The organism is Kitasatospora sp. NPDC004723 (genome assembly GCF_040609255.1).
GTDB lineage: Bacteria > Actinomycetota > Actinomycetes > Streptomycetales > Streptomycetaceae > Kitasatospora.
In genome coordinates this window covers 167,182-180,515 of record NZ_JBEXJT010000007.1, presented here as the reverse complement: position 1 = coordinate 180,515, position 13,334 = coordinate 167,182, and the positions used below count along the sequence as shown (strand labels likewise).

Annotated in this window: 7 protein-coding genes, 3 pseudogenes and 1 CRISPR repeat array; of the genes and pseudogenes, 7 read left to right on the top strand and 3 right to left on the bottom strand. The window is 73.6% G+C overall.

Annotated features, from left to right (window positions below):
* Positions 1–49: 49 nt before the first annotated feature.
* From ABZW10_RS11710 to ABZW10_RS11685, 6 genes and pseudogenes are all read left to right on the top strand, one after another.
* Positions 50–556, top strand: a pseudogene (locus ABZW10_RS11710) (DUF6624 domain-containing protein).
* Positions 557–681: 125 nt separating this feature from the next.
* On the top strand, positions 682–1,578 hold the full coding sequence (gene bla / locus ABZW10_RS11705; RefSeq protein ID WP_355362927.1) for a class A beta-lactamase: 897 nt from the start codon (positions 682–684) through the stop codon (positions 1,576–1,578).
* 169 nt (positions 1,579–1,747) lie between these two features.
* Positions 1,748–1,960: direct repeats of the CRISPR family, unit length 29 nt; unit sequence CTGCTCCCCGCACGTGCGGGGATGGTCCC.
* 149 nt (positions 1,961–2,109) lie between these two features.
* Positions 2,110–2,841: pseudogene (locus ABZW10_RS11700) on the top strand (CRISPR-associated endonuclease Cas3''); the annotation flags it as partial.
* Complete coding sequence (cas3, locus tag ABZW10_RS11695) at positions 2,818–5,031, top strand: CRISPR-associated helicase Cas3' (protein WP_355363003.1); 2,214 nt, start codon at positions 2,818–2,820, stop codon at positions 5,029–5,031. The pseudogene ABZW10_RS11700 and the gene cas3, both read left to right, overlap by 24 nt.
* Positions 5,028–5,294, top strand: a pseudogene (locus ABZW10_RS11690) (type I-E CRISPR-associated protein Cse1/CasA); the annotation flags it as partial. The gene cas3 and the pseudogene ABZW10_RS11690, both read left to right, overlap by 4 nt.
* 25 nt (positions 5,295–5,319) lie before the next feature.
* Complete coding sequence (locus tag ABZW10_RS11685; protein WP_355362925.1) at positions 5,320–6,273, top strand: type I-E CRISPR-associated protein Cse1/CasA; 954 nt, start codon at positions 5,320–5,322, stop codon at positions 6,271–6,273.
* A 28-nt stretch (positions 6,274–6,301) separates the two neighbouring features.
* Here the strand turns inward: ABZW10_RS11685 and ABZW10_RS11680 are convergent, their stop codons facing one another.
* The 3 genes from ABZW10_RS11680 to ABZW10_RS11670 are packed head-to-tail and all read right to left on the bottom strand — an operon-like array spanning position 6,302 to position 9,714.
* Positions 6,302–7,330 (bottom strand): TIGR03842 family LLM class F420-dependent oxidoreductase, encoded by a 1,029-nt coding sequence (locus ABZW10_RS11680; protein ID WP_355362923.1) that lies wholly within the window; start codon positions 7,328–7,330, stop codon positions 6,302–6,304.
* A 54-nt stretch (positions 7,331–7,384) separates the two neighbouring features.
* Positions 7,385–8,842, bottom strand: coding sequence for a dihydropyrimidinase (gene hydA / locus ABZW10_RS11675; RefSeq protein ID WP_355363001.1), 1,458 nt, complete (start codon positions 8,840–8,842; stop codon positions 7,385–7,387).
* A gap of 29 nt (positions 8,843–8,871) precedes the next feature.
* The gene (locus tag ABZW10_RS11670; RefSeq protein ID WP_355362921.1) at positions 8,872–9,714 is read right to left on the bottom strand and encodes a nitrilase-related carbon-nitrogen hydrolase; all 843 of its coding nucleotides are present in this window, start codon (positions 9,712–9,714) and stop codon (positions 8,872–8,874) included.
* Positions 9,715–10,106: 392 nt separating this feature from the next.
* Here ABZW10_RS11670 and ABZW10_RS11665 point away from each other — a divergent pair, with 392 nt between their 5' ends.
* Complete coding sequence (locus tag ABZW10_RS11665; protein WP_355362919.1) at positions 10,107–13,289, top strand: hypothetical protein; 3,183 nt, start codon at positions 10,107–10,109, stop codon at positions 13,287–13,289.
* The last annotated feature ends 45 nt before the right edge of the window (positions 13,290–13,334 follow it).

Below are 13,334 nucleotides of genomic sequence, written 5' to 3'. Positions count from 1 at the left end.
TTAGGGTTGCGGATGACCAGCGAGGATTTCAATCCGACTTGGAGCACGGATGGCACCCGACGTCGAGACAGTGACCGCCGGACTCACCGCCATGGCCGCGGCCGATCACCAGAGCACGCGCCGGGCGAACAGCGACGACCCGGCGGAGCAGTTGGCTTGGCGCCGCTTGACCGCACAGCACGCGGATCGCCTCAGCGAGATCATGGACGCGCACGGCTGGCCGACCGCGGACCTGTTCGGCGAGGACGCGGCTCGGGCCGCGTGGCTGATCGCGCAACACGCCGACCGGTAACTCGACGTCCAGCGGCGCGCGCTGCGGCTGATGGAGCAAGCGGTGGCCAACGGCACCGCCAGCCCGCGCGATCTCGCCTTCCTGCGTGATCGCACGCTCGTGAACGAAGGCCGGAAGCAGGTCTACGGCACACAGATCGCCGGTGTGAAGGACGGCTCGCCGATCCCGTGGCCCTGCGAGGACCCCGAGCGCATGGACGAGCGCCGCAAGGAGGTCGGCATCCCACCGTTCACCGAGTACGTCGCCCAGTTCTCCCCCACCTGAGCACTCCGGACACAGGAGGATCACCTCACGCCCGACCCGCCGGACAGGCGCCGGCCAGGGTCAAGCAGTGGCCCCGATGCAGGCCGGGATCGCAGCAACGGCCGCAAGACGAGGAGGAGACACCGATGGGATTGCGACCCGGTCGACGTCGAGTTCTTGGCGGCGTTTTCGCAACTACGCTCGCCGCCGTACTCCCTTCCGAGGCACGGGCGTTCGCACAGGGCGCGGACGAACCTCACCTCACCGGTCGACTTCGGGAGCTTGAGTGGGCGCATTCGGCGCGGTTGGGGGTCTTCGCGCATGACGCGGTCACCGGCAGGACGGTGGAGTACCGCGCGGACGAACTGTTCCCGATGTGTTCGACGTTCAAGACGATCGCAGTAGGAGCCGTTCTGAGCAACGGCACGCTACTCACCAAGCGCATCCGCTATACGGAGAAGGACGTCACGGACGCCGGCTACGCACCCGTCACGGGCCAATCTGCCAATCTCGAAAGTGGCATGACCGTCGAAGAGTTGTGCGCGGCTGCGATCGCGGACAGCGACAATGCGGCCGCCAACCTCCTGCTGCGCGAGCTCGGCGGCCCCGCCGCAGTCACCCGCTTCTGCCGCTCCGTCGGCGACCACGTGACCCGTCTCGACCGCTGGGAGCCCGCACTCAACTCCGCAGAACCCGACCGGGTCACCGACACTACGAGCCCTCGCGCCATCGGCCGCACCTACACCCGCATCACGGTCGGGAATGCCCTCGACCCCGATGACCGCCGACGACTGACCGGCTGGCTCCTCGGCAACACGACGGGCGCCAACCGCTTGCGCGCAGGGCTGCCGAAGGACTGGACCGTTGCAGAAAAGACCGGCACCGGCAACTACGGCACCACCAACGACATCGGCATCACCTGGCCACCCGGCCGAGGCTTGATCACGGTGGCAGTCCTGTCGACCAAGCACGAGCCTGCCGCTCCCGCCGACGAACCGCTGCTCGCAGAGACGGCAGCACTGATCGCAGCGGCGCTGGCCTGATCGGTCATCACGAACAGGGCGGGCCAATCCAGTTCCACCCCGCAACACCACCTGGCCGGATAGCCTGAAACCAACCACACACCGATCCACCCAGGTTACGAAGAATGTCCGATTCAAAGAAAGTTGCACACACCGGCCAATCCCGGTGACAAACCCCCAGCTCACGAACTCTGCTCCCCGCACGTGCGGGGATGGTCCCGTCCGCGCCCTCACCGCCCGCTAAGAGAGGAACTGCTCCCCGCACGTGCGGGGATGGTCCCATGCGCTGGGTCTCCCTGTTCTGCCTGGCCGTCTGCTCCCCGCACGTGCGGGGATGGTCCCGAGCCCCTGACCATCACCCTCGCCCGCTGATCCTGCTCCCCGCGCGTGTGGGGATAGTCCCCGCTTCCAGGGCGTCCGCGTGGTCGGCGTGCGCACCACTCCTTGCGGTGCGCGCCCGGCGGAGGGCGGGCGGCGGCGTGTGCCGCAAATCGATCACCTCCGTGCAGGACCGCTCAGATCCGTTCTTCCGAGCCCGCAGGAGCATCGTCCGTGTTGAATGACGGCGTGACTGGATCACCTTCCGGTCCGGGGCTGTCTGCGCGGTTGTCCGATGCCGCTCGTGCTGTCTGGGCCAAGTCGGAGAGGGACACCGCGGGGTGGCTGCCGTTGTGGCGGCACATGGCGGACAGCGGGGCCGGTGCGGGTCGGTTGTGGGACCGGTGGCTCTCGCGGAACGTCCGGGAGTTGATCGCCGGGGCGGTCTGAGGCGACCACCGGCGGGTGCGGGAGTTGGCGGTGTGGCTGGCGGCCACGCACGACATCGGGAAGGCGACTCCCGCATTCGCGTGTCAGGTCGACGGGCTCGCCGACCGGATGCGGGAGACCGGGCTGGCGATGCGCGACCAGAAGCAGTTCGGCGAGGACCGCAGGCTGGCGCCGAACGGGCTGGCCGGTCAACTCATCCTCCAAGAATGGCTGGTGTTACGACGCGGATGGACACACCGGACCGCCGGCCAGTGGGCGGTGGTGGCCGGCGGGCACCACGGGGTGCCGCCGGGCCACGGGCAGCTGCACGACCTCGAACTGCGCGAGGACCTGCTCCGCACCCCGGGGGCGAGCGAACAGCGCTGGCGCGCCGTGCAGTTCGAGCTGCTCGACGCGTGCACGGATGCACTCGGGGCCGACCGCCTCATGGTCGCCCCAAGGAACGTGAAGCTTCCGCAGCCGGTGCAGGTGCTCCTGACCGGCATCGTCATCATGGCCGACTGGATCGCCAGCAACCCCGACCTCTTCCCCTACTTCCCCGAGGACCGGCCCCGCTCGGAGGAGGAGCGCATCGACTCGGCGTGGGCCGGACTGCGACTGCCGCCCGCCTGGACGGCCGAGGAACCCGGCTTGGAAGCAGCCGAGTTGATGGCCGCGCGGTTCGACCTTCCGCCGGGAAGTGCGCCGCGCCCCGTTCAGGAGGACGCCGTCCGGCTTGCGCGCGAGTCGCCCGCGCCCGGGTTGCTGGTGATCGAGGCGCCGATGGGCGAGGGGAAGACGGAGGCGGCGCTCGCCGTCGCGGAGATCTTCGCCGCCCGGACCGGCGCCGGCGGGTGCTACGTCGCGCTGCCGACCCGTGCGACCGCCAACGCGATGTTCCCGCGGCTCACCGCATGGCTCGACCACCTGCCCGCCGAGGGTGACCGGGCGGTGTACCTCGCCCACGCGAAAGCGGCGCTCAACGACGAGTACGCGGGCATGATGGCCGCCGACCGGCGCCGGATCGCGGCGGTGGACTCCGACGGGCCGCAGGGGGCGGGACATCGGGCGCTCCGGAAGGGCGCCGGGCTGATCGCCCACCAGTGGCTGCGCGGGCGCAAGAAGGGCATGCTCGCCTCGTTCGCGGTCGGCACGATCGACCAGGTGCTGTTCGCGGGCCTCAAGAACCGGCACCTCGCGCTGCGCCATCTCGCGCTCGCCGGCAAGGTCGTCGTGATCGACGAAGTCCACGCCAACGACGCCTACATGAAAACCTACCTGGAACGGGTGCTCTCCTGGCTCGGCGCGTACCGGGTGCCGGTGGTGATGCTGTCGGCCACCCTGCCCTCCGCCACCCGGCGCGCGCTGGTGCGGGCGTACTGCGGGACGACGGAAGGGACCCAGGCGGAGGCACACGAGGAGACGCACGACGAGCGGCACGAGACCGGCTACCCGCTGCTGACCGCCGTCGCCCCGGGGCACCCGCCGTCGACCCGCCGGCCCGCCGCCGACGCCTCCCGGCGGACCACCGTCCGCCTCGAACCGCTGGACGACGACCTCGCCGCGCTCACCGACCTGCTGGCGTCCGAACTCGCCGACGGCGGTTGCGCGCTGGTGATCCGCAACACCGTCGACCGCGTCCTGGAGGCCGCCGAGCGGCTGCGCGAGCGGTTCGGGGACGAGGCCGTGACCGTCGCGCACGCGCGCTTCGTCGACCTGGACCGGGCGCGCAAGGACGACGGCCTGCTCGCCCGCTTCGGTCCCGACGGGGACCGGCCGCGCGGGCCGCACGTCGTCGTCGCCAGCCAGGTGGCCGAGCAGTCGCTCGACGTCGACTTCGACCTGCTCGTGACCGAACTCTGCCCGGTCGACCTGATGCTCCAGCGCATGGGCCGCCTGCACCGCCACCGCCGCGGCGAGGGGCAGAGCGCCCGGCCGCCGAGGCTGCGGACGGCGCGCTGCCTGGTCGCCGGTGTGGATTGGGCGGCACGGCCCCAGCCCCTCCCCGTGAAGAGCTCGGCCTCCGTCTACGGCAGGCACCACCTGCCGCGCTCGGCCGCCGCCCTGTGGCCGCAGCTCGCGCAGGGGTCACCCCTGACGCTCCCGGACGACATCAACGCGCTCGTCCAGCGCGCCTACGGCGACGAGCCGCTCGGCCCGCCCGCCTGGAGCGAGGCCATGGCCGGGGCCGCGGAGGAGCAGCGGCTCGCGGACGCCGCGCAGACCGCCCGCGCCGAGGTGTTCCGGCTGGACGAGGTGCGCCGGCCGGGGCGGTCGCTGGTGGGGTGGCTGGACGCCGGGGTCGGGGACGTGGACGACCAGCGCCCCGGCCGGGCGCAGGTGCGGGACGGGGACGAGAGCCTGGAAGTGATGGTGGCGATGCGCTGTGCGGACGGCGGCCTCACCACACTCCCCTGGCTGGACCGGGGTCGTGGCGGCCTGCCGCTGCCGACCGAGACCGTACCCGCCTGGAACGCCGCCCAGGCCCTCGCGGCCAGCAGCCTGCGGCTCCCCTACCACTTCTCCAAGCCGTGGGTGATCGACCGGGCGATCAGGGAGCTGGAAGAGCTGTACATCCCCGCCTGGCAGGTCAAGGAGTGCCCGCAGCTGGACGGCGAGCTGGTGCTGCTGCTCGACGAGGACGGCCGGGCCGAACTGGCGGGCTTCGCGCTGGAGTACAACCCGAACGACGGCCTGACGGTACACCCGGCCGGGCCCGTGAGGTGAGATTGGTGAAGAGCGTGCCCTCGTTCGACCTGGTGTCCCGCCCCTGGCTTCCGGTGCAGCGGTTGGACGGGACGGCCGCCGAACTGTCGCTGCGCGAGGTGTTCGCGCAGGCCGCGACGCTCCGGCGGCTGGTCGGGGACGTGCCGACGCAGGAGTTCGCGCTGATGCGGCTGCTGCTGGCGGTCCTGCACGACGCCGTGAACGGGCCGGCGGAGCTGGAGGACTGGGAGGAGCTCTGGGAGGACCCGGACTGCCTCGCCGCCGTCGGCCGCTACCTCGACCGGCACCGTGGGCAGTTCGACCTGCTGCACCCACGACGACCGGCTGGCCTGGCGACGCGGGCCGTACGGACCGGAGCAGGACCGGGAGGCCGCGGACCCCTCGCGCCGGCCCTCCGGACCTCGGGACCTCTACACCTGGCAGTCCCGGCGGATGCGGCTGCACCACGACGGGAGCGCGGTGACCGGGGTGGTGCTCTGCTACGGGGATCCGCTCCCGGCGCACGACCGCCGGTTCGTGGAGCCGCTCACCGGCTGGCGGCGCAGCCGGCCCCAGGAGAAGAGGCTCGGCCGGGTTCCGGTGTACCTGCCGCGCCAGCACGATCCGGCGCGCTCGGCCTGGCGCGGCCTGCCTGCCCTGCTGCGGTCGCGGACCGGCGAGGCGGCCGGGAGGGCCGGTGAACCACCGCAGTCCCAGAGCCCGTTGGTGCTCGAGTGGGTGGCCCGGCTGACCGGCGAGCGGGTACTGGAGAGCCGCCGGCTGATCCGCGCGCGGACGGTGGGCGCGGTCTACGGGACCCAGCAGTCGGTGATCGACGAGGTGGTGGACGACGGGGTCACGCTGGCGGTCGTCCTCCTGCACGAGGACGACACGCGCTACGGGCAGAAGGCCGTGAGTGCGGTGGAATCCTCGGACGAGGGAGTGCAGGCGCTCGTCCGCCTGGCCGCCGACCTCGCGGAGGCCGCCGGTGCGGAGGCGGACAGGCCCAAGGCGGTGGCGGCCGAGCGCGGGGGATCCGGGAGGTGCTGTGGGAGGAGGTGCGGGTACAGCGCGGACACCGAGCAGGGGTTCGGGTTCGCGACGCACGAGCACCGCTGGCACCCGGTGGACCACGAGGGGCTCACGCTGATCCACCGCCCGGCGGACCGTCCGGTGCCGGCGCCCCGGGTCGGGCCGGCACCGGACGGGACCGCGGGCGGGTGGAGCAAGGCCTCCAGGCGGCGGCGGTTCGGCGGCCGTTAGCGGCGGCGGGCCCGGCGGGTTCCCGGGGTCAGGCGCCGGCCGTGCGCAGGTGCGGGATGACGTCGGTGCCGAAGGCGTCGATGGTGGGTTCGACGGCGTCGTGCATGGCGTAGACGGCGAACTGGTCGACGCCGAGGGCGCGGAGCTGGTCGAGGCGGGCCAGGTGGGTGGCGGTGGGGCCGATGACGCAGAAGCGGTCGACGATCTCGTCGGGGACGAAGGCGGTGTCGGGGTTCCCGGCGCGGCCGTGGTGGCTGTAGTCGTAGCCCTGGCGGTCCTTGATGTAGGCGGTGAGGGCCTCGGGGACGAGGCCGGAGTGTTCGCCGTAGTGGCGCACGAGGTCGGCGACGTGGTTGCCGACCATGCCGCCGAACCAGCGGCACTGCTCGCGGGCGTGGGCGAGGGCGGCCGGGGAGTCGTCGGCGGTGACGTAGGCCGGGGCGGCGACGCAGACGGTGAGCGCGTCGGGGTCGCGGCCGGCTTCGGCGGCGGCCCGGCGGACGGCCTTGACCATGTACTCGGTGAGGAAGGGGTCGGCGAGCTGGAGGATGAAGCCGTCGGCCTGGCGGCCGGTCAGGGCGAGGGCCTTGGGGCCGTAGGCGCCCATCCAGATCGGCAGCGTGGCGCCCTCGCGGACCCAGGGCAGGTGCAGTTCGGTGCCGTCGACCTCGGCGGTGCGGCCCTCGGCCAGCTCCTTGATGGCGTGCATGGCCTGGGAGAGCCGCTCCAGGGTGGCGGGCGGGCGCCCGGCGACCCGCATCGCGGAGTCGCCGCGGCCGATGCCGCAGACGGTGCGGTTGCCGTACATGTCGTTGAGGGTGGCGAACAGGGAGGCGGTCACCTCCCAGGTGCGGGTGGAGGGGTTGGTGACCATGGGGCCGACGGTGAGGGTCCCGGTCTCGGCGAGGATGCGGCTGTGGATGACGAAGGGCTCCTGCCACAGGACGCAGGAGTCGAAGGTCCAGCCGTGGCTGAAGCCGGCCCGTTCGGCGCGGATCATGCGGTCGATGAGCAGGCGCGCGGGCGGGTCGGTCTGCAGGACGAGGCCGATGTCCATGGTGGGCTCCGGGAGAGGGAGGGAAAGGAGAGGGACGGGGCGCGGGGGACCGGCTCAGCCCAGGTACTGGCAGGTGTCGCGGCGCAGGAACGTGCCGTGGCCGGCCCGGCCGAGCCAGGTGCCCCGGTCGAGGACGACGGTGCCCCGGGAGAGGACGGTGCGGGCGCGGCCGGTGAGGGTGCGCCCCTCGTACGCCGAGTAGTCGACGTTCATGTGGTGGGTGGCGGCGGAGACGGTCTGCACGGCGGTGGGGTCGTAGACGACGACGTCGGCGTCGGCGCCGGGGGCGAGGGTGCCCTTGCGGGGGTGCAGGCCGAACATCCGGGCCGGGGTGGTGCAGGCGAGTTCGATCCAGCGGCGGCGGCTGAGGTGCCCGTCGACGACGGCCTGGTGGAGGAGGTCCATCCGGTTCTCCACGCCGGGCAGGCCGTTGGGGATCTTCGAGAAGTCGCCGCGGCCGAGTTCCTTCTGGCCGGTGAAGCAGAACGGGCAGTGGTCGGTGGAGACCACCTGGAGGTCGTTGGTGCGCAGGCCGCGCCAGAGGGCCGCCTGGTGCTCGCGGGGCCGCAGCGGGGTGCTGCACACGTACTTGGCGCCCTCGAAGCCGTCGGCGCCCTCCTCGGCGAGGTTGTCGGTGGAGAGGAAGAGGTACTGCGGGCAGGTCTCGCCGAAGACGGGGTGACCGTCGTCGCGGGCGCGGGCGAGTTCGGCGAGCGCGGAGGCGGCGGAGACGTGGACGACGTAGAGCGGGCTGCCGGCGACCTGGGCGAGTTTGACGGCGCGGTGGGTGGCCTCGGCCTCCAGCAGTTCGCGGCGGACCTCGCCGTGGTGGCGGGGCGCGGTGCGACCGGCGGCGAGGGCCTGTTCGACGAGGACGTCGATGGCGATGCCGTTCTCGGCGTGCATCATGATCAGCCCGCCGTTGGCGGCGCCGCGCTGCATGGCGCGCAGGATGCGGCCGTCGTCGCTGTAGAAGACGCCGGGGTAGGCCATGAACAGCTTGAAGGAGGTGGACTCGCCGGAGTCGACGAGGGTGTCCATCTCCTTGAGGACGGCGTCGGTGACGTCGGAGACGATGGTGTGGAAGGCGTAGTCGATCGCGCAGTTGCCCTCCGCCTTGGCGTGCCAGGCGTCCAGGCCCTGGCGCAGGCTGCCGCCGACGGGCTGGACGGCGAAGTCGACGATGGTGGTGGTGCCGCCCCAGGCGGCGGCGCGGGTTCCGGTCTCGAAGGTGTCGGAGGCGTGGGTGCCGCCGAACGGGAGCTCCATGTGGGTGTGGACGTCGACGCCGCCCGGGATGACGTAGTGGCCGGCCGCGTCGATGACGGTGTCGGCGGTCCAGGAGAGGGCGGCCTCGCTGCCGGTGGCGGCGAGGGCGGCGATCCGCTCGCCCTCGATGAGGACGTCGGCGCGCAGTTCCTCGGTGGCGGTGATGACGAGTCCGCCGCGGACGGCGGTGCGGCGGGGCGCGGCGGCGCCGGTGGGGCCGGTGGTCGAGGGGGTCGCGGTCACGGGGTCGGTGGTCACCGGTTTCGCCTCCGTCAGGCCTCGGTCAGCGGGCCGTAGGCCTCGGGGCGGCGGTCGCGGTAGAACGCCCACTGCCGGCGGACCTGTTCGATGACCCCGAGGTCGAGGTCGCGGACGACCAGTTCCTCCTCCTTGTCGGAGGCGACCTCGCCGACGAACCGGCCGCGCGGGTCGACGAAGTAGGACGAGCCGTAGAAGTCGTTGTCGCCGTACTCCTCGGTGCCGACGCGGTTGATGGCGGCCACGTAGTAGGCGTTGGCGACGGCGGCGGCCGGCTGTTCGAGCTGCCAGAGGTAGGCGGAGAGGCTGCGGCTGGTCGCGGAGGGGTTGTAGACGATCTGCGCGCCGCCCAGGCCCAGCGCGCGCCAGCCCTCGGGGAAGTGCCGGTCGTAGCAGATGTAGACGCCGACCTTGCCGACGGCGGTGTCGAAGACCGGCCAGCCGAGGTTGCCGGGCTTGAAGTAGTACTTCTCCCAGAAGCCCTTGACCTGCGGGATGTGGTGCTTGCGGTACTTGCCGAGGTAGCTGCCGTCGGCGTCGATCACGGCGGCGGTGTTGTAGTAGACGCCGGGCTGCTCCTCCTCGTAGACGGGGACGACGAGGACCAGGCCGAGTTCGCGGGCGAGGTCGCGCATCCGGCGCACGGTGGGGCCGTCGGGGACGGGCTCGGCCCAGCGGTAGTGCTCGGGCTCCTGGACCTGGCAGAAGTACGGGGAGTTGAAGACCTCCTGGAAGCCGAGGATCTTCGCGCCCCGGGCGGCGGCCTCGCGGGCGTAGCCCTCGTGGAGGGCGATCATGCTCTCCTGGTCGCCGGTCCAGCGGGTCTGGACGAGGGCGGCACGGACGATCTGCGACATGGGTACCTCCGCAACTCCGCGGCCCGTCCCGGGGGCGGGCCCGCGGTTCGAGGGTCGGCGGGCGGTGCAGCCTGCGGTGGATGTCTACGTGCGTAGAAGGTTGGGTGCCTCGACCGTAGGCCCGGCCCCGGTCGCCTGACAATACGTCGAACGCCAGGCGGCCGACGCGATCTTGGTGTGCGGACACGCGGGGTCCCGTAGGTGGGATGAAACGCTCATCTACCCCGGGAGCGCACTCCTTACTCATTCGAGTGAATCCGGGAGGGGGACGGCCTTGTTCGGGGCAAGAAGCCGGTGACGCTCCTCCGGTCCGCCGCCGGAGGAGCCCGTCGACCGATGGTGGCGGCCGACCGGCGGTGGTGGCGCGCAGCGGCTGGAGGGGGTGGTGGCGGGTGGGGACGACCGAGGGGGCGCGGGGCGCGGTGCGGGTGCCCGCGTGGGGCGGGGTGCTGCTCGGATTCGGGGTGCCGGTGCCGGCGGTGCTCGGGTGGCTGCTGTTCGTCCAGCGCACGCCCTCCGGCCAGGGCGCGCTGGACGTCCGGCTCCAGCTGGCCGGATCGCGGGCCGCCGCCGAGGCCGTGCTCGCCGGGCGGGCCCCGGTCTTCCGCGCCTCGCTGGACGCCGACCTCTGGCTGATCGGCGGCCTCGCGGTGACGCTGGCGGCGGCCGGGATGCTCGGGGGGTACGTGTTCACCCGGGCGCACTGGCGGCTGACCGCGCTCGTCGCGGGCCTGGCCGGGGTGTTGGCTGGCGGCTGCGACCTCGCCGAGGACGTCCTGCTGGCCGCCGGGCTGGGCCGCGCCGGCCCCGGACCGTCGGGCGGGGACGCGCCGTTCGCCGCGGCCGCCGCGTTCGCCACCCTCAAGTGGCTGCTGCTCCCGCCCGCGGGCGCGGTCGCGGTCGTCGTCTGCAGCGCCACCGTGCACCGGGCGGTGCGGGCGCTGCTGCCCCGGCCGCCGGAGGAGGAGCGCGCGGGCGCCGGGACGGGGCCGGCGCTGATCCCGCCGTGGCCGGTGGCGACCGCGCGCGGCGGGCGCTGGCCACCCGGCCCGAGGGCCCACGCACCGCTCGCCCGGCACGCTCGCTGGCGCAACGCCGCCCGGGTGCCGCCCGGGCGCGAGCACGCCCGGCTCGGCTTCTGCGTCTCCGGCGGCGGCATCCGCGCCGCCTGCGTCACCCTCGGCGCGCTGCAGGCGCTGCGCCCCTGGCTGAAACAGGCCCGCTACCTGGTCTCGGTCTCCGGCGGCGGGTACACCGTCGGCGCGATGCAGCTGGCGCTCAGCGACTCCGCGCCCGGCGGACCGGTCCGGGCCCGCTCCGGGCTGGACTCCGACACCGTGCTCGAACCGGGCTCGCCCGAGGAGGACCACCTGCGGCGCCACTCCAAGTACCTGGCGGACGGCGCGGGCGAGTGGCTGGTGGCGCTCGGAACCCTGCTGCGCGGCATGGTCGCGGCGCTCTCCCTGCTGCTCGCCACCGTCCTGGTGCTGGGTCTGACGCTGAGCCGGTTCTACCACCTGGTGCCGCTCGCCGACCTGGACGGCCCGCCGTCGGTGGTCTCCCCCGCCGCGTTCGCGCTCGCCGGGCTGCTGGCGGCCGCCGCCACCGGGTGGCTGCTGTGGCTGCTCACCTTCTCCTGGCTCGGCTGGAACACCCCGCTGCCCCGCGTGCTGCGCCGCTTCTCGCACGGCGCGCTCGCGCTGGCCGCGCTGACCGCCGTCGGCGTGCTGGCCGTTCCCGGTCTGGCATGGGGCGCGGTAGCGCTGCAGCGGGCGCTCGCGGTCGGTGCCCGGCAGACCGGGGCCGGCATCAGCCTCACCGTGCTGCTCAGCTATCTGGCGCTGCTGCTGGGCATCCTCTGGCGCGGCCGGCACGCCATCGAGCAGGGCGCGGCGGTGCTCGGCGGAGTGCTGCGCGGGGTGCGGAGCGGCGGCGCGCGGCGGCGGACGGGCGGCCTCACCGGGCGGATCACCGAGTACCTGGTGCTCTGGTCGGCGCTGATCGCGCTCACCTTCGGCACGCTGCTGACCTTCGGCTGGGCGGTGGCCACCGGGCACGGCTGGCCGCGCGCGATCCAGGTCCTGCTGCCGCTGGTCCTGGTCACGGTGGGGCTCAACCTCGATCAGACCTGGATGGGCCTGCACCCCTTCTACCGGCGCCGGCTCGCCTCGGCCTTCGCCGTCCGGCGGGTGGTCGAGGAGGAGGGCGGGGACGCCGGTGCGGACCGGGGCGGGGAGGTGCTGGCCCGGCCGTACCACTTCTTCCGCGAGCAGACCCGGCTCAGCCACTACGGCACCCGGCGGCCGGACTTCCCCCAGGTGATCTTCGCGGCGGCGGCGAACCTCTCCGGCAGCGCGCGCACGCCACCGGGCCGGCGGGCGGTCTCGTTCACCTTCTCGCACGACTACGTGGGCGGGCCGGACGTCGGCTACGCGCGGACCGACCTGCTGGAGCGGCGCACCCGGCGGCACATCGCCCGGGACCTCACCGTGCAGTCCGCGATGGCCGTCTCCGGCGCGGCGTTCTCCTCCGCGATGGGCCGCCGCTCCCGCGCCTACCAGGGGCTGTTCGCGGTGACCAACGCGCGGCTGGGCACCTGGCTGCCCAATCCGGCGGCGCTCGCCCCGCTCTGGGCCGCCGACCGGGACTGGCGGTACGCGCCGCAGCCCGCCGTCCGGCGGCTCTCCTACCAGCTGCGGGAGGCCTGCGGCCGGTACCCGATGGACGCGCGGTTCCTGCTCACCACCGACGGCGGGCACTACGAGAACCTCGGCCTGGTCGAGCTGCTGCGGCACGGCGTGCGGACGGCGGTGTGCATCGACGCGAGCGGCGACTCCGCCTTCGCGGGCGCGCTCGCGGCGGCGATCACCCTGGCGCGGGAGGAGTTGGGCATCGCGATCACGCTGCGCGAGCCGGAGCTGCTGGTACCGGGCAGTGCCGGGGGCGGCGGCGGGCGCAGGGGGAGCGGGGGGAGCGGCCAGCCGCCGTTGCGCGGTCTGGCGGCGCGGCTGGCCGACCGGCTCTCGGCCCGGGCGGTGGTGGTCGGCGACATCACCTACCCGTGGCCGCTGGAGCTCGGGGAGGCCGGCGCCCCGCCGGACGCGACGGCCCGGCACGGCACGCTGATCGTCGCTCAGGCCGTGCTCACCCCCGGCATGCCGTACGAACTGCACGCGTACGCGGTGGCCGATCCGGCGTTCCCGGACGACGGCGCCGGCGACCAGTGGTTCGACCACCGGCAGTTCGACGCGTACCAGACGCTCGGCCGGTACCTGGGTGAGCAGGCCGCGCCGGCGGTCGCGGCGGCCCTGGCGGAGGCCGAGGCGGCGGGGTCGGGGGCGTCGGGGGCTGGGGCGTCGGAGGCTGGGCCGGGGTCGGGGTCGGGGTCGGCGACGACGGGAGCCGCCGGCCCTGCGCCGGTACCAGCCCCGACAGCGGCGCCGATGCCTGCGCCGGACCGCAAGGCCCAGGGCCGGGGGCCTGACCGGACGGGGAGCGTGCCGGGGCCCGGCCGGGCGCCCGGCGCGGAGCGGGGCGCCACCGCGCCCGACCAGGGGCGCAACGGGCAGCTGTGACGGTGCTCGCTTGACTCCTGCCGCTTCCGTCGGGAAGGATCCGGC

Coding starts and splice junctions, on each gene's coding strand:
- bla (WP_355362927.1), top strand. CDS start 682: ATGGGATTGCGACCCGGTCGACGTCGAGTTCTTGGCGGCGTTTTCGCA.
- cas3 (WP_355363003.1), top strand. CDS start 2,818: ATGGCCGACTGGATCGCCAGCAACCCCGACCTCTTCCCCTACTTCCCC.
- ABZW10_RS11680 (WP_355362923.1), bottom strand. CDS start 7,330: ATGGACATCGGCCTCGTCCTGCAGACCGACCCGCCCGCGCGCCTGCTC.
- ABZW10_RS11670 (WP_355362921.1), bottom strand. CDS start 9,714: ATGTCGCAGATCGTCCGTGCCGCCCTCGTCCAGACCCGCTGGACCGGC.